Raw genomic sequence first — 25184 nt, forward strand, 5'->3', positions numbered from 1 at the left:
TGCAATGATGCATACGAGCGCTGTAAAACTTTGTACAGGTATATTTCTCAGTCTCATTATGAGCCTGATGAATCCTGCCTGGAGTGAAACAGCAACGGCAACTGATACAGAAGAAGTCATTGTTGCACGTGAAATTTTGCAGCCTAAAAAGAATACTACGGATCAAAATGTAGAATCAGCCGCTACAGCTCCGCAGCCACAAATTGCCAATGATATGGCAGAAGGTCAGGTTCAGCGTGACTTGCCCAGCATGAATGAGCCGGTGATTGATCAGGCAAATTTATTAACGGCAGCAGAAAAACAGCAACTTAGTCAAAGAATTATCAATCTTTATCAGGCAGGTAAGGCTCAGATCGGGGTGGTAATTGTACCTACTACAGGCCAGGAAGATATTTTTGACTATTCCATGCGTGTGGCGGATCGCTGGCAATTGGGCTCAAAAGAACATGATAATGGTTTGTTAATGACCATTGCGGTAAATGACCATCGTATCCAGATTTTAACTGGATATGGGTTAGAAGGTGTTTTGCCAGATATTGTGGCTGGACGGATTATTAATAACAAAATTACACCTTTGTTTAAGCAGGGTCAGTATGCACAAGGGATAGATGCTGGGCTGGCAGAAATAGAGCGTATTCTAAATCTGGATCCAGAAATTGCAGCTCAAGCAGCGGCTGAGCTTAAAGAGCGTCAGGAGCAGGCTTATAAAGCGCAGCAAGCATCTCAAGCGACTTTTGGTTCGGTTATTTTTATTATCGTTGCTGGCGTCATTGGTTCCATGATCTTTGGCAGAAAGCTGAGTGCAGCCACTGCTGCAGTGGCTGGAACTGCAGCTGGATTGGTCAATGGCATGGGATTGGTCGCTAGCCTATTAATAGGTGCTGGAGTTTTCTTTTTGCTCGTGACCTCACTTGCTCAGTTGATCCTGCATGCCTTTATGGCAGGTGGAGGTCGTGGCGGTGGTAGTGGACGTGGTGGTTTTGGAGGCGGCGGCTTCGGTGGAGGCGGTGGCGGCTTTGGGGGGGGAGGAGCATCAGGCTCATGGTAACAACTACAGATACAACAGAAATTGTCACGCGGCCGAAGTTGGAAGAACATGCGCAGCCGAGTATTAAGCGCTGGCTCAAGCATTTCTTTTATATGCCGGCAACCAAGCGGTTTTTCTCCAAGCAGGATCAGCATGCGATTGCATTAGCTGTAGAAGAAGCAGAGCATGGGCATGTAGGAGAAATTCAGGTGGTGATTGAAGGATCTCTACCTTCTCGTTCTGCTTATTACCAGGATACGCTTTGTCGAGCCCGACAACTTTTTGCTGAACTCGGGGTCTGGGATACAGAGCATAATAGTGGTGTGCTTGTATATTTAAACCTCTGTGATCATAAAGTAGAAATTGTGATTGATCGGGGAATTAAACAGGCAACAACTCAGGAAGTCTGGGATCAGATTTGCCAAAATATTATTCAATATTTAAAGCAACATAAATTTAAACAAGGCGTGATTGAGGGGGTAAAACAGATTGGACAGGTTTTAGATCAATATTATGATCGGAAAATAGATGATTTGGAAAATGAATTAGGAAATAAACCGATAATATTGGGGTGAACTATGTCAACTTACTGACAATTTTTGTCAGTTAGTTACACAAAATTAAACACAATAATTACAAAAATAAAAATATTTTTTTAAACTGCTGTTTTTTCTGACAAAATTATTATAATAAGACTTGGCACACTTAGTGCTAAATATAAAATAAGCTAAATGAGCTATTTTCTTTAAGCTTATAAATAAACAAAAACATTTGTGGAGAATGTTATGAAAACTATGCAAAAGGGTTTTACCCTTATTGAATTAATGATTGTTGTAGCAATTATCGGTATTCTTGCAGCGGTTGCACTTCCTGCTTATCAAGACTATACAGCACGTGCAAAAATGTCCGAAGTTGTGTTAGCTGGAACTACTTGTAAAAATACTATTTCTGAAGCCGCAGATTCTGGATTAAAAGCGGCACCAACTGCTAATAGCTGGGGTTGTGGTGAAGTAGGTTCTAGTACACCTGTAGCTAGTAAATATGTTAAAGAATTGAAGACAACACCGCTTGGTGAAATTCAAGTGACGGTACAAAATATTAAAGCAACTGATCCAAATGGCAAAATTTTGACTCTTACTCCATATGCTGCAATTGATGCTACTGGTAAAGGTACAACGAAAATGACTGCTGCTAATTATGTGACTGGTACTAATGTACCAATTAAAACTTGGGAATGTACTTTCTCTGGTGATAAAAAATATGTTCCAGCATCTTGCCGTTAATAATTAATAGCTTGCTTCTAAAAAAACAGTCTTCGGACTGTTTTTTTATATGTGTTTAAGGAGATTTTATGCTTAACCCCATACTAAATGATAAATGGCGAGCCAGTGTGATTCATTTTGTACTAAGTGGCATTTTGGCATTACTGTGCTTTATATTGGTTTTTTTTCTACTATATCCCGCACCACTTGCGCAGGCTACAGGTGTAGAAAATTTATTCATCCTAATGTTAGCTATCGATGTAGTACTAGGACCTGCACTAACTTTTATTGTTTATAAAAAATATAAGAAAACTTTAAAAATGGATCTGCTAATTATTGTCATTATTCAGCTGAGTGCTTTGATTTATGGTATATATGCCATGTATCAAGGTCGTCCTGTATGGATTGCTTATACAGCAGATCGCTTCGAGCTTATTCGTGCTAATGATATGATAGAGGAAAGCCTAGATTATCCTTTGCCTGTTATTAGACCGAAATATATTTTTGTTGAAACTAAACCTCAAGATCCTAAAGAGCAATTAAAGATAATGTTGGAAGAAGTACAATCTAACATTAGTATTGCTCAACAACCTCAATACTATCGCCCAATTTCCCAAGCTAAACACCAAATCCAACAACAAGCATTGTCGCTTGCAGAACTGCAACAATACAACTCAAAAGTAGACGTTGAAAAAACTTTAGCAAAATATCCAAATGCAGATACTTGGCTACCCCTCAAAGCCAATGCAGTAGATATGGTGGTTTTAATTAATAAAGAAAAAGCTGAGGTGATTAAAATTGTCGATCTTCGCCCCTGGAACTAGTCTGTATTTGAAAGGTCAAAGCAAAAAGCAGGTTACCCTTTAATCTGCTTTTTGTTTATCATACGTCCAACATCTACCGCCTAATATTTCCATGAAATTTACGCTTGCCTTCATTGCAGCAATCCTCATCTCCCTTGCATGGCTCATGCCCGTACATTACCGTCCATGGGTCACCTATACAGGTGAACTCTATGCTTTTTTTGCGCTTTTTGCATTAGCTGCAATCTGCTTAAAAGAAAAATTAAAAATACCAGCCGTAAGCTTACCTTTATTACTACTTGCTTGTGTACCGCTTATACATTTACTAACAGGACAAGTATTTTTCTTTAGCACCGCCATGATGGGCTTTATTTTTGTGTTTAGCTTTTGGCTGGCAAGTGTACTTGGCTATAACTTTTCTACAGGAAACTATAACCGGGAAGAAACTTTCACTAATCTGAGCTATGTGTTTTTGGCTTCAGGAACGATTACGGGTCTAATTGCGCTGTGTCAGTGGTCTAATCTGGATTCAATATTGCCAGGCATGGTCAATATTAGTGGCAACCAGCGACCTTATGCCAACTTTGCCCAGCCGAACAATATGGCGACTTTTTTGGTCATGGCATTGATGAGCTGTCTTTATCTGTATGAGAAGAAAAAAATCCCGACCCAATGGCTCATGGCTTGTGCTTTACCTATTGTTATGGGAGTTGCTTTAAGTCAGTCTCGTACAGCCTGGGTGGCTTCCATTGTAATCATGCTTTATCTGGCATTCTATCAATATAAAGGTGTTATTCGCCTGAAATGGTATTACAGCAGTCTGTGGTTTGGCTTCTTTGTTATTTATATTATCGCTTTTCCATTACTCGGTCAGTTGGCTGCTCAAGCGATAGATGCAGATGTGGTACAAAGCCGCGATGTAGTAGCACGTGCTACAGGAGATATGTCTCGTTTAGCGATTTGGCAGCAAATGCTAGCGGCCATTCAGGCACAGCCATGGTTTGGTTATGGCTGGTATCAGACCAGTGTTGCCTTTGTCTCGATCAGTGATACAGTGCAAGGTCCAGTCTGGATTCGCAGTGCACATAACTTTATTATTGATTTCTTACTATGGAATGGGCTGATTGTTGGTCTGCCTTTTTTAGCCTATTTCGGCTATCTAGGTTATCAGCTACAAAGATGGGTAAAAAACCCTGAGTCGGTCATTGGTATATTGATAATTGGAGCTTTTCTTACCCATGCCATGTTTGAGTTTCCTCAGCATTACGCCTATTTCCTTTTACCGGTTGGGTTTATTATTGGTACGGTTCTAGCCCAAAATCCAAATATCAAAACCGTGACTTTGCCCGCTATAGCAATGAAACTTATTTTCAGATTGGGGCTGCTGTTATTGATTGTGATCTATCGGGATTATGATATCGCTGTACCAAAACTTGGGCAAAGTATTCGTTATGAGCAACAGCCCGAAAAAATCACCAATCAACAGCCAATTTATTTATTAACAGAATTTAATCATCGTATTGACTGGATTCGTCTTAACCCTTATAGCAAAACATCCTCTGAACAGATTCAAGCAGGTGAGCAGATGGTATTAAGTTATCCAACTAAATATAATCTGATTAAATACGCCAAACTGCTAGCTTTTAATGGCTATAAAGATGAAGCCAGGCATCAGCTGCAACGTCTGAAGGTCATTCAAAAAACCGAACTCAGTTATGAGGAATTGATTCAGGATATGCCAAGATAAATTTCATATAAAAAAGCCAGCAATTGCTGGCTTTTTTATTGATTTATTCTAAGTTTAGAGCTGGCTTTGAATATAGTTTTCGATACCAATACTTTCAATCAGATCAAGCTGAGTTGTGGTCCAGTCCAGATATTCCTCTTCCTTTTCCAGAATTTCTCGCACCAAGTCACGAGTCACATAATCCATCTGTGTTTCTGCCAAAGCCACAGCCTGCTGAATGACTTCAATATTTTCTTTTACTTTACGTACATCACAATGCAGTACTTCTTGAGTATGCTGGCCAATATACAATTTGCCAAGATGTTGTAGGTTTGGTAAGCCTTCTAGAAATAAAATACGTTCAATGATTTTATCGGCATGCTTCATCTGGCGGATGGACTCTTTATATTCTGCTGAACCCAGTTTTTCAATGCCCCAGTCATTAAACATGCGTGAATGCAGGAAATACTGGTTAATCGCTATAAGGTGGTGATACAACACCTGGTTCAGCTGATTAATTACATCACGATTGCCTTTCATCGTATCACTCCATATAGCCTGTTAACCCATTCATCGCTATGGGTTTTTGATTAACTTATCTTAAATCAATCGAGCGAGCAATGGCGAGTAATTTATTGAACTGCAAATGAAAATCGCAATCAAAAAGCTTCAGGTGAAATATAAAGCAATAAAAACCCGCCAGAGTCAGAGGCGGGGGAGGAGTAATGATACGAGACCATTGATTTTATAATTATCGTTATCCGCTTTAGGCAGCAACCGCAAGCCGTGCAGCAATCTGGGAAATTTCATCACTGATGATCATACGGGCTTCAGGAGCACAACGACCACAACATGTACCTAGGTCAAGCATTTCACGTACATCACGGTAATTTTCAGCGCCATTTGCAATAGCATCTTTAATGTCTTGATCTGTAATGCCACGGCATAAACAAACGTACATAGGACACAACCACAGTGTTTAAATAAGATAAGTAATATTATTGATAATTGTTATCGTTTGTCAATAAAAATCATTTGAAATAGCTTTTATTGTGATTGGTGATTTAGATAAAAAAATATCACTCAAGCAAAAATCCGATTATTGCTCGGGTTTTTGCTTGAGTGATTCATGATTGCAAACGAAATATAGAAGCTTAGGTGTTACATAAATTTTAAAAATTATTGCTGAATGATGACTACGCCATCCATCTCGACCAGAGCATCTTTCGGTAGGCTGGCAACACCGAGTGCTGCACGTGCTGGATAAGGCTGGGCAAAATATTCACCCATAATCTGATTCACCAGCTGGAAGTGCGATAAATCAGTCAGATAAATATTCAGTTTGGCGATGTCTGCCAGAGAGCCACCGGCCGCTTCGCAGACGGCTTTTAAATTATCGAATACACGGCGAATCTGTGCTTCAATGCCTTCAACCAGTTCCATGCTGTATGGATCTAAACCTATTTGACCAGATAGATACAGGGTATCGCCCACAAGAATGGCTTGCGAATAGGTGCCAATGGCAGCAGGGGCATTTTCAGTATGGATTACTTGGCGGAACATTAATTTCTCCTTTTATCAAATGGAGCGTAAAACTCTGTCCTTCAGGGCAGAGATATAAGCGATACGACATAAAATGTCGTTGAATTTTTTAAGATCAACACCTTTAATTTAACATGATCTAAAATAAGCTCATGAAAACACTTAAATTACGCATAAAAGACAAACATTGCAAGGTGCTAGACCAATTAGCATCTGAGGTGAACTTTGTTTGGAATTATGTGAATGATTTGAGTTTCAAACACCTGAAAAGAACAGGTGACTTTTTCTCAGCATTTGATATGACTCAATACACAAAAGGAACTTCAAAATTGTGTGGTTTGCATAGTCAAACAGTGCAAGGGATAACAGAAGAATATGTTGATAAAAGAAGACAACACAAGAAAGCAAAGCTGAAATGGCGTGTGAGTAACAAGAAGTCAGCAAGACGTTCGCTTGGTTGGATACCATTTAAAAAAGTAGCGATTAAATATGCTGATGGATATGTGCAATACGGCAAGCAGAAATTTAAGCTATGGGATAGCTACGGCATAAGTAAATACAGCGTGAGAACAGGCTCATGCGTTGAGGATAGTCGTGGGCACTGGTATGTGTGTCTTGTTGTAGACTCACCTAAACAAGACAAACCAACGGCAACTAAAGTGATTGGTATTGATCTTGGTCTAAAAGACGTTGCCACCTGCTCAGATGGTACTGTAATTTCAAATCCTAAGTTTTACCGTAATTACGAGCAGAAATTAGGGATTGCTCAAAGAGCAAGAAATAAAAAACGTGTACGTGCATTACACGCTAAAATTGCCAATTGTCGTAAAGACCATTTGCATAAAGCAAGCACTCTGCTTGTGAAAGAAAATGCACTGATTGTTGTAGGTGACTTAAGTGCGAGCAAACTTGTAAAAACCAAGATGGCGAAATCTGTTTTGGACACAGGATTTTCAGCACTGAAAACAATGCTCAAGTATAAATGCGAGAACGCAGGGGTATTGTTTGAGGAAGTCAGTGAGAAATTCACAACCCAAATCTGTTCGTGCTGCGGTGAAATCACCTCTAGCAGTCCCAAAGGTAGAACAGATTTGCGAATAAGAGTATGGGAATGTGAGTGTGGAAGTATAAATCATCGTGATTTAAATTCCGCTAAGAACATACTTGCGCTTGGGCATGAGCGTCTAGCAGTAGGAATCCGCTTGCTTTAGCTGGAGGATGTCAACATCAACATACATCATATTAGATCAATTCAACTGACAAAAGCATTATCGTTTTAAATGATTAACTGGCTTTAGAGGTTTCAGCAATATTGAGCGGTTGTTCTAAGCGGGTAATACGTGGAAAACCAAAATGCATGCGTAAATCACGAATAATCTTGGCAATCTGTTTACGGTTATGCACCACAATATTTACATAAGTTTTGCCATCATAATTACGCACCATCTCTACACCTGTATGGCCTTTACGACATTGATAAATCAGATCGGAAATCTGTTCATCGTCCATGGCCTGATCAATACAGAGATAGGCAGTAAAGCTGACATCATCCAAATCTTCAGTCGTCCATTGTAGAGGCATAATATTTTCAGGATGCATATGTTGTTCCTGCAATAAATTATGGCAACGGGCACGATGTACAATTAGGCCACGACGAGTCAGATGACCTTGAATTGGATCACCAAGTACCGGGTTGCAGCAATGTGCGTATTTAACATCTACACCTTCTGTACCCTGAATAAGACGACCTGAACTATTCGCATTTTGATGCTGGTCATGTGCAAATAAATGGTTAGCAACCAGTTGTGGTAATAAGTCACCTACAGCAATCTGTTCAAATAGTTGCTCTTTAGTGGGAACATGACGCCATTCCAGTACATTTTTCCAGTCAGCGTCGGTCAGATCGAGAATAGAACACTGGAAAAGTTTTAAGGCACGGTTGAGGGCCTGTTGACCCACAAGGCGCTGTTCATCAATGTCTTGATCGCGCAGGATATTCTGAATCGCGCGACGGGCTTTTTGGGTATTAATAAAGCTGAGCCAGTCCGGGTTTGGGGTTGCAAGAACATCAGTGATAACTTCAACGACCTGACCACTCAATAATGGCGTAGAAAGCGGTTTGGTTTCACCATTAATTTTAGCGCCAATAGCGTGGTTACCCAGGAACAGGCTGGCGGCATAGGCAAAATCAACAGCAGTCGCACCTTGCGGCAATTCATGCAGATGACCGTGAGGGGTATAAACCCAAATTTTTTCCTGATGCAGATAATCCAGTAATTCGCTGAACGTGGTTTTGGCACATTCACCATCAACCAGTACGTTCAGATTTTGCATGGATGCCTGAATGGCAGAGCGACAGGCTTGAGGGGCATTTTCACCAAGTACGACGCCAAAGCGTGCAGCTTTACGCATCAGTTCAGTTTGAATAGTCAGTGACAGGGTGGTCTTTTCGCCTTTTAATCGCATGGTTAATGACTGGTTGCCGCCTGGAAGGGGGCGGCGAATATTGTCCTGATAATTTTGAACCGTAAAACTTTCAGTCAGAATATCTGCGAGATGGTCACAATCGGCAATACTCTGTAAGATAATTTCAAATGCGTGGCTATGTGTAAGTTCCTGCAGATCAATATCATTTTTTACAAAATGGCGTAATAGCTCGATATTATTGTTTTTCTTTTTAACCCGGCCTTCAATGGCATATTGCTGTAGTAATTCGTTAAGTTTCTGTTCCCACTTGGCCTGATATTCACAGCGTTTAGGCTTGGTTTCTAAAAGGGCAGCCTGGACATCATTATACATATCCAGATCCAGATTCTGATAACAGAGATGTTCCAGATTATCTGCCATTTCGTTCATGCCGACCAAGCGTGCCATTGGAACGAAAATTTCAAAGGTTTCACGGGCAATACGAGCACGTTTATCCGGGCGTAATGCTTCCAACGTAGTCATGTTGTGATAGCGATCTGCCAGTTTCACAATAATGACACGTGGATCCTGTAAAGTAGCTTGCAGGATTTTTCGGAAAGAGGCCGCTTTATTATATTCCTTATCACTGGAATGGCTGAGCTTGGTGACACCATCAACCAGCTCTGCAACCGTGCTGCCAAATTTTTCAGTAATGTCATTTTTATTGAAGTCGGTATCTTCAATGACATCATGCAGCAGCGCTGCCATTAAGGTTTCAGTATCCAGACGCATATGGGCCAGAATACAGCTCACCGCGATAGGGTGCAGAATATAAGGTTCACCACTTTTACGGGTAATGCCATCATGGGCAATATCGGCATAATCACAGGCCGCAAGCACACGTTCGACATCGCTTTCACTTAAGTACGCGTCGATGATGATTTTTAACTGTTGCTTAGCTTCACTGACCTGTGGGCCTGGCATAAAACACCTTTAAAACTGGATTTTTTAACAAATAAAACAGAAAAAGCTCGTATGAAATGTATAACATAAAGTGGGTCAGTTTTTTCATATCAACAAGTGAAAAATTTATACTGACTTTAGAGCTAACCCTTATGTTATAACCGTTCTGCGCAAAATATAAAAGTCACAGAACAAAAAAAGCCTAGTTTAAAACTAGGCTTTTCGGAATGGTTTATTCTTATTGGAAAGAAAAACCATCTAAATTTAGATTATTTGCAGAAAGAGCAAGGTCTAAACTTGAAGTTGGATAATCTTGATCACGTTGTTTCAAAATATCTTTTGATACATGACCTGCAGCGATTTCACGTAAAGCAACTACAGTCGGTTTGTCATTGTCCCATTCTACAGTTGGTTCAATGCCTTGACGTGCCAATTGACGCGCGCGTTTGCTTGCCACTAGTACAAGCTCAAAGCGGTTGTCTACATGGTCTAAACAATCTTCAACGGTTACGCGTGCCATAAGAATTCTCGTTTTGAATAGTAAATTTCAACAGACTGCACAGTATAAAATGCTTTGTCTGGAGACTCAAGTTTTAATCACTGTTCGCTTGGAGTAATTAGAGCCTGGATTAATTTTTCATGGCGGGTCGCTTGCTGGGAAAGGACCAGTCGATTGGCAATAATCACAGATTCAAGATCATGCAATGCCTTATTAAAGTCATCATTGATAATGACATAATCAAAGTTGACGTACTGCTGCATGTCTTCGACTGCACAGCTAAGACGGTGTTCAATCACTTCAACAGAGTCTGTACCACGGTTGGAAAGACGCTGACGCAAATCAAACTGGCTTGGTGGAAGAATAAAAATCTGTTTAGATTCAGGAAAAAGTCGACGAACTTGTTGTGCACCTTGCCAGTCAATTTCAAGTAGTACATCATGACCTTTAGCAAGTTGTTCTTTTACAGTCGCTTGCGCTGTGCCGTAATAATTACCAAAGACTTCGGCGTATTCAATAAAACCACCTTCTTCGACCAGGTTTAAAAAGTCTTCTTTAGTCGAGAAATGATAATGTACACCATCGAGTTCGCCAGGTCGTTGACCGCGTGTCGTATGAGAAACAGAAACATGAAGATTGTTGACGCGTTCAAGTAATGCTTTAACGAGGGATGTTTTGCCCGTTCCAGACGCTGCAGAAACGACAAACAAGAGACCCGACATGATATTTTTCCTGATATGATAAAATATCTTCTCTATTTTAGAGTAGACCGGCTTTAAACTAAATAGTTGTACGTCGATTGTTTTACATTTATTTCAATTGTAGCGCCATAAATTGAGTGAGTATTGAGGATTTCTATGGAAATTGTTTTAGCTAACCCGCGTGGTTTCTGTGCCGGTGTGGATCGTGCCATTGCGATCGTGAACCGTGCCCTAGAATGCTTTAATCCACCTATTTATGTGCGTCATGAAGTGGTCCATAACAAGTTTGTTGTAGATGACTTACGTCAACGTGGTGCAATCTTTGTCGATGAGCTAGATGAAGTGCCAGATGACAATATCGTGATTTTTAGTGCACATGGTGTGTCTAAGGCTGTACAGCAGGAAGCTGAACGCCGTGGCTTAAAAGTCTTTGATGCGACCTGTCCTCTAGTCACTAAAGTACATATTGAGGTGACCAAATATGCACGTGAGGGAGTGGAAGCGATTTTGATTGGTCATGAAGGTCACCCTGAGGTTGAAGGGACAATGGGCCAATATGACACCAAAAATGGTGGTTCGATTTATTTGGTTGAAGATGAACAAGATGTTGCTGATCTAAAAGTGGTGCATCCTGAAAAAGTAGCGTTTGTAACTCAGACAACGCTTTCTATAGATGACACAGCAAAAGTCATTGATGCCTTACGTCAGAAGTTTCCTGAAATTCAGGGGCCGCGTAAAGATGATATTTGTTATGCTACTCAAAACCGCCAAGATGCCGTACGTGATCTGGCTGAGCAATGTGATGTTGTTTTGGTTGTGGGTTCACCGAACTCTTCGAACTCGAACCGATTACGTGAATTGGCTGAACGGATGGGTAAGTATGCGTATTTGGTGGACAATGCAGATCAGTTGCAGCAAGAATGGTTTAATGAACACACTAAAATTGGCGTAACTGCTGGAGCATCTGCACCTGAAATTTTAATTAAACAGGTAATTCAGCGCCTACAAGATTGGGGGGCGAAAGCACCGCAAGAGTTAGATGGTCGTGAAGAAAATATTACATTTAGTTTGCCAAAAGAGTTACGTATTCCTGTAACTCAGGCATAAAGTGTTAATGACTTAACATTCTGAATTTTTTTAAGAATTGACAGATAATTGCTTTTTGGCAATTATCTGTTTTTTTATGCCTTTTATCCTTATTTGTGTTTGTTTTGTAATTTAATTAGATATTATTTTTAATAGGGTAAAGTTTGGCGCGCCTTGGGGGGAGTATGCAGAAAAATAAAGCATTTACATTAATTGAATTGATGGTGACGATTGCTGTGATGGCGATTATCGCGATGATGGCGGCTCCGTCTTTTATCCAAATGGTTCGGAGTAATCAATTGCGAAGCGATACCCGTGATTTTGTGGATTTATTGAGCGAAACGAGATCAGAAGCGATTTTTAAACAGAGTGATCGGGTCGTAGCATTAGATAGTAGTGTGGCAACATCTTTTAAAACTTGGGTGCCAACGCATGTCACAAAAACGAGTGGGGATAGCAGTGTGACTTTTAATCGTTTGGGGCAGACCAGTGTTTCCACAAACGGACAGTGCTTTATTTTTGAACACAGTAGTGATGCTGCGTTAAAAGCATATGTGTATGTACAAAAGGGTGGAACGGTTGTTTACAATAAAGCGGCAACAAGTTGTCCGACTTGAGGGGAAGGAATAATAAAAATGATGAAACGTCAAACGGGAGTTGGGTTGGTGGAGGTGCTTGTGGCTTTAGTACTTCTAAGTATTGCTGTATTGGGGTTTGTGGCATTACAAATTAGAGCCATCACGGCTAGCAACGAAGCGACGATGAATGTTCAGGCGACCAATATTGCCCGAGATTTGGCGGAGCGGATGCGTATGAATCGGGATGGGTTGGTGGGATATGTTGCGAATACCGATACCACGAATTGCGCAACTGCATTTTGCTCCCCTGAAGATATGGCTAAATACGATTTTAGACTAGTAAGCAGCCGTGCAACTGGCTTGGGTATGAGCATGAATGTGCTTAATTGTCAAGGATCTACCTTAGTGCGTAAATGTGTTTATGTGGCGTGGGAAGAAACAACTGCGACCAATGGTACAAGTAGTTCTGATTGCACCAATGGTGCAGCCTATGTGCCAAATGCGAAATGCATCATCATGGAGGTATATAACTATGGCTCATAAGCGATATACCTCAGGTTTCACCCTCATGGAGTTGATGATTGCTTTAGCATTAGGATTGTTAATTGTTGCCGCAGGTTTGGCTGTGTTTTTGAGTAGTCAGCGTTCTTTGGGTTTACAGTCTGGCATGAGTGAGTTGCAGCAAAATGCTAACTTTGGAATGTCGCTCGTTACACATGATTTGAGACATACCAATTTAAATACTGCCTCTTCACATAGGGTGAATAATTATAACAATGGTTCGGGGATTATTTTTAAAAAAGAAAATCTACCAACCGCATTGCAAGCAACACCTAATTTAGAAGCTGAATTTGTTACTTTGCAAAATAAGGATACTGACAACACTACTGGGACAAGTGATCGGTTAACTATACAATATGTCCCTGCAAGCAGTGAGATTTTTAATTGTGAAGGCGTACAGGTGACGAATGCGTCCTCGAAAACCATTGTGCAACGTTATTATGTGGCAGAAAGTCCACAACAAGTACCGGGTGAGCCGACCTCGTACTCGCTGTATTGTGATGCTGCTTCTTATGATGGTGCAGGGCTAGTCGGTTTAAATACCAATGCACAACAAATTATGCAGCGGGTCGATGCGTTTAAAGTACGCTTAGGGGTAAAAAATCCTGCGGGTCAGTTACGCTATATGACAATTGATCAATATATTGCAGCGATGGAGACAATCCGTGCAGCTTGTGCCACCCCAATAGTTGAAGATACCTGTTCAAAAACCTATTTGAATGTTGTTTCTATGGATATTGGAATTTTGTCTCGTTCCACGGGAACAATTGGTGCAGATGCAAATTTAAATACTCAAACCAGCTTTAATGTTGCGGGAACTCCAGTCACGCTTTCAGGGGATGTAGCAGTAAATAAGCGATATTTGCGTCAGGCGGTAAATCAAGTGGTCGCCATTCGTAATACCTTGGGAGCATCATCATGAAACAACAAAAAGGCGCAACACTCATTACGGTATTGGTCATTTTGATCGTTATCACATTACTGGGGACTATAGCGGTAAAAATGGGGATTGTGGGCTTAAAAATTGCAACTAATAGTCAGGTGAATGCGTTGTTGTTAGAAAACTCCGATTCCGCGTTGTTTAATATTGAAAACCCTGCTGAGGTTGAAAGACAACTGGCCTTGGATGGTATGTTTGCTTATTTTAACTCGTCTGCCAATGCAAATGACGAATTGGTATTTTGCTATCGCGCATCGGAAAATTCTTTCTTTAAATTATCTAAAGCTAGCGCGATTACAGAGGATGGATCAACGACCAAGATTGGTGTTGATGGCTTTTGTAAAGCCAACCAGTTTGCAATGGGGCGTTCTGCGGTTTTGTCGCAAGTATATTTAACCAAAAGCTCCACGGCTTCTGCGCCTTTTAGTTCAGTTCCCAAAGGGACTAGTTTGGGGCAAAGTAATGTTCCTGCAACCACAAATAATATTGGTGCAACGGTTATTTCAGTCTTACCAAGTTTTGCAGGTGCGACTACTACGCAAATAGAGAACTGTTTTAAGCAGCGGGCTTCGGCCGTGGGGGCATGTTTTGATGGGTTAGGTATTCCCTATAACATGCAGCATTCGGACTACGTGGTTGGTGGTCAGCCGAAGTTGATATCGTAAAGAAAGAGGATTAAAAAAATGAAAACATTGAATTCAAGAAATGTGCTTTCTACGGCGGTTTCGGCGCTGATGACGATGATGGTCTGTAGTGGCGTATCTCAGGCGAGTGATATTGAGATCTATACAACAGGCTTTACACCGAAACCTGTGGTGATGTTCGCATTGGATAATTCAGGGTCAATGTCGTGTTGTGGTCGTCGTAGAGCTTTTGATTTGAAGGACTCTATGCAAGCCGTCTTGCTTGGCGAAGGTGCTGGCACAAGTCGGATTGCTCCAGTGCGGAATGTACGAGCTGGTTTGTCCACATTTGAAAGTCCACCATGGTATCCGATTAAGAGTGGTACTACTGAGTTGTATAAAACAACAGTACATCCAGCAACAGCGGAAGTTGACTCTGATACATCAATTAAGGTGCCACGTCGTGATGCTGGCTATATTGCGAGTCCAGCAAAACTTTTGGATGATCGGATTATCTACCCAGATGGTCGTAAAGATTTGTTTCCGACTAACGGCGATGTGATTTTCAAAGCTGGTAATGATCAACCGACAAAAACTGCGTCGAATGTAACGATAGATAGTAATAATAAAAAAGCATACATTCGCTTTCAAGTCGATGTGCCACGAGGAGCAACCATCAATAAAGCATATTTAGAGTTGCGCTCTAATACAGATAATGGTTCAAATAAATTGAATATTCGAGTTGCAAAACATAATGATTTGTATGCGGCAAATCCAACGATTACGAATTTGCAAACTTTTACGGTCGCTGCAACTGCTAAGGCACTTGTCAGCGGGGTGGATAATACATATCTAAACAAAATTTTCACCAATGGAACATCGAGAAGAGCGATAACTACAACCAAGAACTCATACAAAAATGACAATATTGCTAGTCCAATGTATGTTTATTCGATGGATGTAAAAGACGAAATAGAGGATTTAATCAAGAATAATGCCAACTGGTGCGGAATGGGGGATATTGTGTTGGAAGTCTCCCGAGAAAATAATAACTACACATTTTATACAGACAATGAAGATCGGGTCAATCCGCACCTTTATGTGGACTGGACTTTAACGGATAACAGCAAACGTGCCAACAACTGTATGTTCACTGATACAAAGCGATCAGCAGCACAAAAAATAACAAATTTAGGTGCTAGCGGAGTTGTTGGGGATATGTTGTCTCGTCAATCGATGAATTTGCAAATCCAACGTATTATTACAGATACAGCTACTCCGTCTGCAGCTATGTATGCTGAAACCATTGCATATATGTTGGGGAATAGTACAAAACCGCTGTCGAATACAACAGTCGAAAATACATCGATTGACTACGCATTGAGCGGACTGACCTCAGGAACAGGCAGTAACATTAAATATATAAGTCCAATCGAAAATGTGGCGAATTATGTTTCTAATTCCAGTAATCCGTCTTATAGTCGCGCCTATACTGCTGAGCAACAATGTGGGCAACATGGAATCTATTTTTTGACTGATGGTGATGCAGAGTTTAGTGTTAGAGGTGCGAACAACACGAATGATAAGTTGTATGCTTCTGCGATGGGTTGGTCTAGTATCACGTGTAATAGTTTTGATTCCTGTGCTCGAAATATGGCAAAAGGGCTATTAAAAACAACAGGACACACATTTAATAATAGAAAGGTGAAGATTAAGACTTCCACTGTAGGTTTTGACTTTTCGGGGACGTCATTGCCTAACTGGGCTGCGGATGGTGGTGGGCAATATACGGCTGTTAGTGCAAGTGGGGCTGGTGGCGCAAAAACGGGTGTTGTATCAAGTATTAACGCATTCTTAGATGATGTATTTGATACTGAGATTCCTGAGGTTGCAACAGGTTCGCCAACCCTTCCACAAGATGCCTTAAATCCATTGCGGATTCAGCCTTATGGTTACTATGCGTCATTTACACCTAAGCCACAAGACCCATATCGGCTATGGCTAGGGAATATGAATAAGTATCATCTTTATAATGGTGAGCTTTACAATAGTGCTAAGACTTTAAGATTGATCAAAGCCGATGGGTCGTTAGATACGACGGCAAATGGATTGTGGACAGGTGGTATGCTCGGACAGTTACCGCTTGGACTTGCGACCAATGAGAGTGGTGATCAATATACCAAACGGACTATTTATACCAACCGTGAGATTTCTGATACTGCGCCATATCCAGCATCAGCAAGTGATGAGTTGAAAAAAGTCAATGTCACTAGCTTATTTGGCACAGGGACAAGTGCTTTATTTGTCAATGATCCTGATAAGAACTATTGGCTGAACTTGCTTGGTTATAATGTGGGGGCAAATGAAACAGGTGTTACCCTTGCCAATCTCAGCGCAAAACCTGAATTACGCCAACTTGGTGCAGTCATGCACTCTACGCCGATCTTATTAACACAGTCAGGAAAGATCACTGTCGATACAAATGGTATTAATACGACAAATCGTGATGATTATTTGCTTTTTGGTACGACACAAGGCTTGTTGCATGTGGTGAAAGCAGGGAAAAGCAGTACCGATGCTGATCGTGGTAAGGAAGTATTTACTTTTGTACCTCACGAAATGATGGAGAAACAAAGAACGGCATTCCTGACAGAAGATAGTACCACTGGTGGTTCGGCGAATCTGTTTTATGGTATTGATGCGCCATGGGTTGCTCATACTCAATATGTGGCAAAAAGCGATGGGACATTAACTGTTAATTTATCTGGACGTACTGTCAAAGAAAGTGATGATGCAGATGAAATCGCATTAAAAGGTTTGCAATGGGTGTATGGTGGGTTGCGTATGGGAGGTAGAAGCTACTACTCTCTCGATTTGTCCGACATTGATGATCCAAGCTTAAAGTTTCATATCAATCCTGATGCTGCGGATAATGCTGACGGAACTATTAATACGAATAATGCGCTCAGCTATATGGGGCAAAGTTGGTCTAAGCCAACGATTGCTTATGTCAACTTTGGTGGTGTGCGGAAATTAGTCATGTTTGTAGGTGGTGGATATGATATGGGCTATGAAAACCCAACTTACAATCAGAGTAATGGTAAAGGCGCTGGTGTCTATATGTTTGATGCCATGGATGGTAGTCTGCTTTGGTGGGCGAGCTCTAATGCAAGCTCTTCGGATAATAAAGGGGCAGAAGCCTCAACGCCAAAAGCTGAGTTGCAATATAGTGTAGTCAGCCAGATCAATGCGATTGATCGGGATAGTGATGGCTTGGTCGATCATCTGTATTTTGGTGATCTCGGTGGGCAAGCATTCCGTGTCGATCTGAATAATGGTGCCAGTGCAAAAAGTAATTTTGCCACTCGTGTACAGCGTTTATATAACGGTCATGTTAATACAGGTCTAAGTCCTCGCTTCTATGAAATGCCAAGCTTTTCTGTGCATGATGGTGTAAATGGTGCATTTGGAGTCCTTGCACTAAGCTCAGGTAATCGTAGCTCTCCTCTAGCAGGGACTACAGGGACAAATGCTTCGGGTGTGGGGAGTGCTGAAGATGCTGTATTTGTGATTTATGACAATGATGTTGCTCGTAATGATCTATACACTACAACGAGTTTAAATACAGGTAATGTTACTTTAGACAATTGGTCTGTAGCAGGTGTTGCGCAAACTAATGGTACAGGCGCATCGACTGCATACAATGGAGGCTGGAAGTATGCTTATAGCACTACAGCAGGGCGCTATAAAGGACTCAATGAGCTCTACGCCTTGGATAATATGCTGTACGTCAACGTCTTTGATCGTGATGGTACGGGGATTGGTGGTGGAACATGTTCAGGCGGTGTAAAAGGGGATAGTTATGTTTATCAATTCTGTTTGCCTACAGGTAAGTGCCCTGAAAACTTTTATGCGAGTGGTCAGACAGCGCCGAATAGTGTGAAACTGGGTGCTGGTATTTTGGGGACTGGTTTAGGGCAAGGACGTACTAATGCAAACAATACTGGGTTAATTGTAAGACGCCCAACCACGCTCAATTGTACCACTAGCCCAAATTTACCTGAATGTCAGGAGTTTACCACCACAGCGAAACTTAGACAGTTACGTTGGTATGAAACTCGTTAAGGGGTAAAGCATGAAAAAATACTTCGCTAGGGTGGTTTTTTTGCACAGGTCGAATATAGTTGCGAACTCTGCTTGTGAGTTAAAAACTTGCAAGCAGGGATTCGCCCGCCTCAACCGCAATGCTGGATTTACACTTATTGAACTGATGATTGTTATCGTGATTATGGCAGTTCTTGCTGCCATCGCTTATCCTAATTATACGCAATACATGGAAAGACGAGATTTGGCAATCGCGAGACAAGAAGCATTACGCATTGCTGCTGAGCTGGAGCGGTTTAAAGCAAAAAACTTTAGTTACAAAGGTTTTGATGCCAGTTATTTGTATAGTTATACAGGAGCTGATGCTGATGGAAATCCTACAACTGCCAGTTATTATAATAAAACGACGGGTCAATTGTTGTTGCCACTAGGCTCAACGAGTTCCACTGCAAAATATACGTTGACATTGGCGAATGGAGGAACAGGACATAAGCCCTTAACGATTGTTAAAGGATCTGATGGTCAAGAAACAGCAGATTCGGCGAGTGTGAACGGTTTGAGCTGGGTAATGTCGCTAGAGCGGGCTAAGGATAGTGATGGTGAGCCAAAACAGCCACGTAATTACGATCTGCTTTTAAGCAATACAGGTATACGTTGTATGACAAAAGTCAAAGATGTAGTGACAGGTTATGCAAATTGCGGCAGTTATAGCGAGTCATGGTAATGAAAAAATACTCTTTAGCATTTACTTTAATTGAATTAATGATTGTTGTCGCAATTATTGGCATCTTGGCAGCAATTGCTTATCCATCTTACACACAGTACAAAATCCGCACCAATCGGGCAGATGTGCAAAGTGAAATGATGCAAATAGCCCAACGGTTACAGAGTTATTATGTCATCAATCATAATTATACCAACGCAAGATTGGACAATGGCACAGTGAGTAAAGCCTATCCTGCTTCAGGAAGTGTATATACCATCACCCTTGCGCCACTCGATCAAACTTGGACGCTTACGGCAGTCCCAACCCCGAATACAGTTCAAGATGGTAATGGAGCAGTGGTGCTAAATAGCCAAGGACAAAAATGTTGGGAGAAAGGAACGACATGCAGTGTTTCTACTTCTTCAAATTGGGAAAGTCGTTAATTCTCGTTTGATGAAGTCTCTTAAAAGAGCATTCCTAGATGCTCTTTTTTGTAAAAAAATCCAAATTCAAAACTGTGGATAAATCTAAATTATTCTTTCTTTCAGCATAAAATTAACGTAAAATACCGCCCTCTATGAAAGGGGTTTGAAATGTATCGATGGTCGGTACAGGGATAATCCGTAAAAACTATAAGGTTCTATCATGGTTGTTATTCGTCTTGCACGCGGTGGTGCTAAAAAACGTCCGTTCTATCAAATCATTGTGACTGATAGCCGTAATGCACGTGACGGTCGTTTCATCGAACGTATCGGTTTCTTCAACCCTACAGCTCAAGGTAAAGCAGAAAAACTTCGTTTAGATGCTGACCGTTTTGCTCACTGGGTTTCACAAGGTGCTCAACCTTCAGAACGTGTTGCTTCTTTAGCTGCTGAAGCTAAGAAAGCTGCAGCTACTGCTTAATTAGTAGTAGGTTACCCATGACACCAACACAGAATGTTCCCGAAGATCGTATTCAGATTGGACAGCTACGTTCAGCATATGGATTAAATGGGTGGCTCTGGGTCTATTCCAATACAGAACCTATGAGCAATATTTTTGACTACCTCCCTTGGTACATTGAGACCAAAGCAGGTTGGCAAACAGTAGATGTAAAACGTTGGAAACCACATGGCAAAGGCTTGGTTGTTTCGCTAAAAGGTGTGAGTGATCGTACCGCGGCAGATAACTTGGTTGGCGCAAATATCTGGATCTCTAAATCTCAACTGCCTCAAGCAGGCGTGGACGAGTATTACTGGTCAGATTTGAAGGGCTTAACAGTGTTAGGACTCGGTGAAGATGAACAAGAAGTCAACCTCGGTCAAATCCACGAATTGTTTGAAACAGGTGCTAACGACGTGATGGTAGTTCGCGCTACTGCTGACAGCGTCGATAGCGAAGAGCGAATGATTCCATGGCATAAAGATGTGGTACAGCGTGTTGATCTCGAAGCTGGTCGTATCTACGTAAATTGGGGCGTAGATTATTAATCCTTTAAGGATTGACGCAGCAGGAAAATAGAGGAGTCTGCGATGTTTTTTGCAGTCATTACGCTTTTTCCTGAAATGTTTGAAGCGATTACAGCCTACGGTATTAGCGGGCGCGCAGCAAAACGTGACATTGTGCAAGTTCATTGTATCAATCCACGCGAATTTGCTGAAGGGAACTATAAACGGGTGGATGAACGTCCATTTGGTGGTGGTCCCGGTATGGTGATGATGGCTGAGCCATTAGCGAAAGCAATTCATCGTGCCAAAGAGCTTGCAGCGCAAGCGGGTGCAGTTCATGTTCCAGTGGTGTATATGTCACCGCAAGGAAAAACCTTAAATGAACCTGCGGTACAGGACTTCGTTAAATATGACGGACTGATTGTACTGTGTGGTCGTTATGAAGGTGTCGATGAACGTTTGATCCAGAAATATGTTGATCAGGAATGGTCGATTGGAGATTACGTGTTATCGGGTGGTGAACTTCCTGCGATGGTTTTGTTGGACAGTATTATTCGGAGACTTCCGGGTGCAATGTCAGATGAACAATCACACGTGCAAGACTCATTTGTGGATGGCCTTCTAGACTGCCCACAATATACCAAGCCAGACCATTTTGAAGGTATGGATGTGCCAGACATTTTGAAATCGGGACATCATGCCAATATTGAGAAATGGCGGTTTTTGAAGCGATATCAGCGTACTTTGGAACGCCGGCCTGAGTTGGTGGAAAAAGTTGAACTGACCAAGCAGCAAAAGAAATGGCTAAAAGATTTAAAAAGTGGCAACAACTAATCTTGTTGTCCAAATTTGTATTTAAGCAATGTTGTTTAAATACTTAAAATAGGCTCTTTATGCATTGAAGCGGTCAAGCATAAAGGGAAAGTCAATCGGGTCTATGCGATTTAGCCTCTATACCCAGCGATGATCAGACCTCTTCTGACTCGCACAAATTGGAGATACCCCATGAGCGGTAAGCATCCTTTAGTACAAGCTGTTGAAAATGCTCAGCTTAAACAAGACATCCCAGCTTTTGCACCAGGTGACACAGTAGTTGTCCAAGTAAAAGTAAAAGAAGGCGACCGTGAACGTCTACAAGCGTTCGAAGGCGTTGTCATTGCTAAGAAAAACCGTGGTCTGAACTCTGCGTTCACAGTACGTAAAATTTCTAGCGGTGTTGGCGTTGAGCGTGTATTCCAAACTCACTCTCCAATCGTTGCTAAAATCGAAGTGAAACGTCGTGGTGACGTTCGTCGTGCTAAACTTTACTACCTACGCGAATTGTCTGGTAAAGCTGCACGTATTCGTGAAAAATTGCCAGCTCGTAAACAAGGTTAATTTTAGCCTTGCTTTTAAGCAAAAAAATGCGCCTTTGGGCGCATTTTTTTATGTTTGCTTTTATCTGGATTTATTCGAAATGTTCCTGCAAAGGCAAGATCATGGCATCCAAAATATCCAAGAAAATTTTATGAATAAACATCAGGAATAATACAAAATATCCCCAAGACTGGAATCCTGCATTAAAAAGTTGAATGCAAATAAAACATTGTGTGATAGCCAGTAAAATACTGATCCATACATTTGCGATAATATGTCGATGACAAGAGGGACAATAATAAGGCTCATATTTTTTAAATTGAAAAGGATTAATCACTTTTCGTTTGCAACAGGGGCAGGTTCTTTTAAATTTATTTGTAATTGCTAAAGAATATAGCTGCGTTGGCCTATTTTCACTGTTCTTATTTTTGTGATGAATCAATATTTTATAGTGAGTTTTAGTATTTTTAATAATTGATTTTTCTGGAAAAAATTATAGAACAGTAAGAAAAAGCCTCCCTCTCAAGAGGCTTTTTGGATTTTATAAGCCTTGTAGTTTTAAACGATTAGCATGTTGACGATAAACATCTACAGGGTCTGGAGCGAATATACTCTTTAATCCGAGGACCTGGTTCACTTCATCCAGATGGTTCCAGTTGTAGTTATCACGAATCGTCTTGCCAAACTTGGCACTACAACGGGCTACTAAACCGTCATTTTCTTTACCACCATCAATTAAGAGGCTCGTGACTTTGAGTGCAGAGTCAAGATCCAGAAGATTGGTCACTGTTCCTACGCCAGTAAAGGAATAGTTATAGATCTCTTTATTACCATATTTCCATTTATATTCACCTTCACCACAGGCTGTGGTGGGCATACCAATTGGATATCTCTGATTAAAGTTCGCAGAGCCCAATGCCGTTAAACTGCTGCCACCCGCAAGTGAATCATGCGGATAAGAGTTTGGGTCCAGGCCTTGAGCCCAGGTAATGGCTTTAGAAACCAGATTTATTGTGCCGACCAGTGGCGCTTCAATAGCAGTCCCTTCAGCTTTTAGAATCAGGTCTGCAACCGGTGAACCTTTGTGCGGTGCACCTACTGTGGTTAATGAAGCCACCAGTTTAGGTTCTGAACCGGCCACATAACGAATTGTTGGGCCACCATGTGAGTGTCCGATCAGATTAACTTTATCTGCTCCGGTAATTGCGGCAATTTCCTTGACCTGCTCCAAAAGTTGTTCACCGCGAATTTCAGATGAGTTAAAAGGGGAGACTCGCGTTGCCCAAACATTCGCACCATTACGGGCCAGATCAGGTAAAATCTGATACCAATAGTCCAGTCCAAACTGGTCAGTGCCAACCCGAATGAAACCCGCCATGCCGTGTGAAAATACAATCGGATATTTGGTTTTGGCATATTGTGAACTGGCTTTCGCCGTCACCTGACTGGCCTGGGTAGAGGCATGAGCCGTAAAGCAGGCCGCTGCCATGAGCAGACCTGTCGTTAATACTCCATATTTCATCATTATTTCCTCATTCTTGTTGTTGTGTTAAGGCGATCCTCGCCATAATGTGGGGAATAGCCAGCTGAAAAGCTGACCCATTAAGCGTTTTGAGTGTTTTATCTCCCTATTTTTTTAAGTGAAAATAACGAAAAAGCCCTTATATCCGTAGATATAAGGGCGATGAAAATTATAGATTCTGAAGTTTTAAACGATTGGCATGTTGACGGTACATCGCCACCGGATCCGGAGCAAGCAGGCCTTTAAGACCAAACATCATATTGGCCAGATCGGTATGGTTCAGCTTGTACTGGTCATTAATCACCTTACCAATGAATGCACTACAACGGGCAACCATGCCATCGTTGTCTTTATTGCCGTAAGATAAAGGGCCAAGCTGCATCAGGATGGTATCGATATCCAGTGCATTGGTCGCTTGAGCCACACCGGTCCAAGAATAATAATAGATACCGTTACGGTCTTTTGATTTCAGGTTCTTATTACAGTTTTCTGTGGAGGCTAAGACACCATCCTGCACCATCTGTTTGGCCACGCTGGCATTAAAAGAGCTGGAGCCAGTTTGGGTCAGGGATTTCATGGATGCATCGAAATCAATTTCCAGTTCAGGTTTGAACTGTCCCAGTGCGATCAGTGGCCCAATAATATAATCACCGAGAACATTAAAAGCAGTGCGGGTAAGAGTATTGTTCTGAATATCATCGGCCACTTTAGAGCCATGATAGGTGCCTGCAACCCCCGTAATGGATGCAATCTGCTGCGGTCGAGTCGCTGCCACATAGAGTACAGTCGGGCCACCATGGGAGTGACCGATGAGATTGATTTTTTCCTTCCCTGTAATTGCCAGCACTTCATCGACCTGATGAATGAGCTGTTCACCACGGTGGGTCGTGGTATTGGCAGGCGACAATTGGGCGGCAAACACGGTAGAGCCATTACGAGCCATATCCGGCAGAATCTGATACCAGTAATCTAAGCCAATGGTATCAGTACCTATGCGTTGCCAGCCTAGCCAGCCATGCACCATCAGAATAGGATATTTGGTTTTGGCATAGTCTGATTTGGCTTTTTCAGTGACCTGAACTGCACTTGCTGCCGCCTGGGTTTGTGTTGAAAAGCCAAAACCGAGGCCTGCTGCCAAGGAAAGCGCCAGCATCTGTGTTGTTTTAATAAAAGTACGCATAACCGTTCCTTTGTTCATTTTATTGTTATAAAAAGCAATCATTGCTCGGGAGTATTGATGCGCGATAAATATTGAAGTTGGATGTCTCGATCGTGCAGACCTAATCTTCAATCACGCGCAAAAATTATTATTTTGAAGCAGAAGCATTTTTTCATGCTGATGAGCCAATTCC

The 25184-nt window shown here is 41.6% G+C and carries 26 protein-coding genes; 18 read left to right on the top strand and 8 right to left on the bottom strand.

Translation table 11 applies throughout. From position 1 onward, the window contains the following. Positions 1-4 precede the first annotated feature (4 nt). The 5 genes from FTU72_RS02620 (at position 5) to FTU72_RS02640 (ending at position 4839) form a co-directional block, all read left to right on the top strand. Positions 5-1048 (top strand): TPM domain-containing protein, encoded by a 1044-nt coding sequence (locus FTU72_RS02620; RefSeq protein WP_180052416.1) that lies wholly within the window; start codon positions 5-7, stop codon positions 1046-1048. Beyond that, the gene (locus tag FTU72_RS02625; RefSeq protein ID WP_180052415.1) at positions 1042-1602 is read left to right on the top strand and encodes a TPM domain-containing protein; all 561 of its coding nucleotides are present in this window, start codon (positions 1042-1044) and stop codon (positions 1600-1602) included. The genes FTU72_RS02620 and FTU72_RS02625 overlap by 7 nt, the downstream gene beginning before the upstream one ends. A gap of 219 nt (positions 1603-1821) precedes the next feature. After that, a complete protein-coding gene (locus FTU72_RS02630; RefSeq protein ID WP_373685604.1) occupies positions 1822-2310 on the top strand; it encodes a pilin in 489 nt (162 codons plus the stop codon). A gap of 68 nt (positions 2311-2378) precedes the next feature. Next, positions 2379-3113: a TfpX/TfpZ family type IV pilin accessory protein gene (gene tfpZ / locus FTU72_RS02635; RefSeq protein ID WP_180052413.1), complete on the top strand. Its 735-nt coding sequence runs from the start codon at positions 2379-2381 to the stop codon at positions 3111-3113. A 91-nt stretch (positions 3114-3204) separates the two neighbouring features. Beyond that, positions 3205-4839: a PglL family O-oligosaccharyltransferase gene (locus tag FTU72_RS02640; RefSeq protein WP_180052412.1), complete on the top strand. Its 1635-nt coding sequence runs from the start codon at positions 3205-3207 to the stop codon at positions 4837-4839. 54 nt (positions 4840-4893) lie between these two features. Here FTU72_RS02640 and bfr read toward each other — a convergent pair whose 3' ends face one another. The 3 genes from bfr to FTU72_RS02655 form a co-directional block, all read right to left on the bottom strand. Next, positions 4894-5358, bottom strand: coding sequence for a bacterioferritin (gene bfr / locus FTU72_RS02645; RefSeq protein ID WP_180052411.1), 465 nt, complete (start codon positions 5356-5358; stop codon positions 4894-4896). 226 nt (positions 5359-5584) lie between these two features. After that, complete coding sequence (locus FTU72_RS02650; protein WP_159122679.1) at positions 5585-5779, bottom strand: bacterioferritin-associated ferredoxin; 195 nt, start codon at positions 5777-5779, stop codon at positions 5585-5587. 218 nt (positions 5780-5997) lie between these two features. Continuing rightward, positions 5998-6381 (bottom strand): RidA family protein, encoded by a 384-nt coding sequence (locus FTU72_RS02655; protein ID WP_004787096.1) that lies wholly within the window; start codon positions 6379-6381, stop codon positions 5998-6000. 131 nt (positions 6382-6512) lie between these two features. Here FTU72_RS02655 and FTU72_RS02660 point away from each other — a divergent pair, with 131 nt between their 5' ends. Next, positions 6513-7571 carry an RNA-guided endonuclease TnpB family protein gene (locus FTU72_RS02660; protein ID WP_180052410.1) on the top strand — a complete coding sequence of 353 codons (1059 nt, stop codon included), beginning with the start codon at positions 6513-6515 and terminating at the stop codon, positions 7569-7571. Positions 7572-7644: 73 nt separating this feature from the next. Here the strand turns inward: FTU72_RS02660 and FTU72_RS02665 are convergent, their stop codons facing one another. From FTU72_RS02665 to gmk, 3 genes are all read right to left on the bottom strand, one after another. Beyond that, a complete protein-coding gene (locus FTU72_RS02665; protein ID WP_180052409.1) occupies positions 7645-9750 on the bottom strand; it encodes a bifunctional (p)ppGpp synthetase/guanosine-3',5'-bis(diphosphate) 3'-pyrophosphohydrolase in 2106 nt (701 codons plus the stop codon). A 217-nt stretch (positions 9751-9967) separates the two neighbouring features. Continuing rightward, positions 9968-10249 (bottom strand): DNA-directed RNA polymerase subunit omega, encoded by a 282-nt coding sequence (rpoZ, locus tag FTU72_RS02670; RefSeq protein WP_180052408.1) that lies wholly within the window; start codon positions 10247-10249, stop codon positions 9968-9970. 77 nt (positions 10250-10326) lie between these two features. Beyond that, the gene (gmk, locus tag FTU72_RS02675; protein WP_004787090.1) at positions 10327-10950 is read right to left on the bottom strand and encodes a guanylate kinase; all 624 of its coding nucleotides are present in this window, start codon (positions 10948-10950) and stop codon (positions 10327-10329) included. Between the two features lie 135 nt (positions 10951-11085). Between gmk and ispH the strand changes: the two genes are divergently transcribed. From ispH to rplS, 12 genes are all read left to right on the top strand, one after another. Further along, on the top strand, positions 11086-12036 hold the full coding sequence (ispH, locus tag FTU72_RS02680; protein ID WP_111884160.1) for a 4-hydroxy-3-methylbut-2-enyl diphosphate reductase: 951 nt from the start codon (positions 11086-11088) through the stop codon (positions 12034-12036). 164 nt (positions 12037-12200) lie between these two features. Then, the gene (locus tag FTU72_RS02685) at positions 12201-12632 is read left to right on the top strand and encodes a Tfp pilus assembly protein FimT/FimU (protein WP_180052407.1); all 432 of its coding nucleotides are present in this window, start codon (positions 12201-12203) and stop codon (positions 12630-12632) included. 18 nt (positions 12633-12650) lie between these two features. After that, the gene (pilV, locus tag FTU72_RS02690; RefSeq protein ID WP_004644979.1) at positions 12651-13136 is read left to right on the top strand and encodes a type IV pilus modification protein PilV; all 486 of its coding nucleotides are present in this window, start codon (positions 12651-12653) and stop codon (positions 13134-13136) included. Next, positions 13126-14076 (top strand): PilW family protein, encoded by a 951-nt coding sequence (locus FTU72_RS02695; RefSeq protein WP_180052406.1) that lies wholly within the window; start codon positions 13126-13128, stop codon positions 14074-14076. Before pilV ends, FTU72_RS02695 begins: the two co-directional genes overlap by 11 nt. Continuing rightward, a complete protein-coding gene (locus tag FTU72_RS02700) occupies positions 14073-14759 on the top strand; it encodes a pilus assembly protein PilX (RefSeq protein WP_180052405.1) in 687 nt (228 codons plus the stop codon). The genes FTU72_RS02695 and FTU72_RS02700 overlap by 4 nt, the downstream gene beginning before the upstream one ends. An 18-nt stretch (positions 14760-14777) precedes the next feature. Next, positions 14778-18842 carry a pilus assembly protein gene (locus FTU72_RS02705; RefSeq protein ID WP_257220233.1) on the top strand — a complete coding sequence of 1355 codons (4065 nt, stop codon included), beginning with the start codon at positions 14778-14780 and terminating at the stop codon, positions 18840-18842. Between the two features lie 10 nt (positions 18843-18852). Continuing rightward, positions 18853-19545 (top strand): type IV pilin protein, encoded by a 693-nt coding sequence (locus FTU72_RS02710; protein ID WP_180052404.1) that lies wholly within the window; start codon positions 18853-18855, stop codon positions 19543-19545. After that, a complete protein-coding gene (locus FTU72_RS02715) occupies positions 19545-19970 on the top strand; it encodes a type IV pilin protein (protein WP_004644984.1) in 426 nt (141 codons plus the stop codon). Before FTU72_RS02710 ends, FTU72_RS02715 begins: the two co-directional genes overlap by 1 nt. A 202-nt stretch (positions 19971-20172) precedes the next feature. Further along, positions 20173-20430 (top strand): 30S ribosomal protein S16, encoded by a 258-nt coding sequence (rpsP, locus tag FTU72_RS02720; RefSeq protein ID WP_078189354.1) that lies wholly within the window; start codon positions 20173-20175, stop codon positions 20428-20430. A 17-nt stretch (positions 20431-20447) separates the two neighbouring features. After that, positions 20448-20996: a ribosome maturation factor RimM gene (rimM, locus tag FTU72_RS02725; RefSeq protein WP_078189353.1), complete on the top strand. Its 549-nt coding sequence runs from the start codon at positions 20448-20450 to the stop codon at positions 20994-20996. 42 nt (positions 20997-21038) lie between these two features. Beyond that, a complete protein-coding gene (gene trmD / locus FTU72_RS02730) occupies positions 21039-21788 on the top strand; it encodes a tRNA (guanosine(37)-N1)-methyltransferase TrmD (protein ID WP_180052403.1) in 750 nt (249 codons plus the stop codon). Between the two features lie 171 nt (positions 21789-21959). Next, the gene (gene rplS / locus FTU72_RS02735; protein WP_004787066.1) at positions 21960-22331 is read left to right on the top strand and encodes a 50S ribosomal protein L19; all 372 of its coding nucleotides are present in this window, start codon (positions 21960-21962) and stop codon (positions 22329-22331) included. A gap of 520 nt (positions 22332-22851) precedes the next feature. Here the strand turns inward: rplS and FTU72_RS02740 are convergent. Together FTU72_RS02740 and FTU72_RS02745 are read right to left on the bottom strand one after the other, a co-directional pair. Next, the gene (locus FTU72_RS02740; RefSeq protein WP_180052432.1) at positions 22852-23832 is read right to left on the bottom strand and encodes a triacylglycerol lipase; all 981 of its coding nucleotides are present in this window, start codon (positions 23830-23832) and stop codon (positions 22852-22854) included. 169 nt (positions 23833-24001) lie between these two features. Continuing rightward, positions 24002-25012, bottom strand: a complete 1011-nt coding sequence (locus FTU72_RS02745) for a triacylglycerol lipase (protein ID WP_180052402.1) — start codon at positions 25010-25012, stop codon at positions 24002-24004. Positions 25013-25184 lie beyond the last annotated feature (172 nt).

The sequence above is a fragment of the Acinetobacter sp. YH12137 genome, assembly GCF_013418535.1.
Lineage (GTDB): Bacteria > Pseudomonadota > Gammaproteobacteria > Pseudomonadales > Moraxellaceae > Acinetobacter.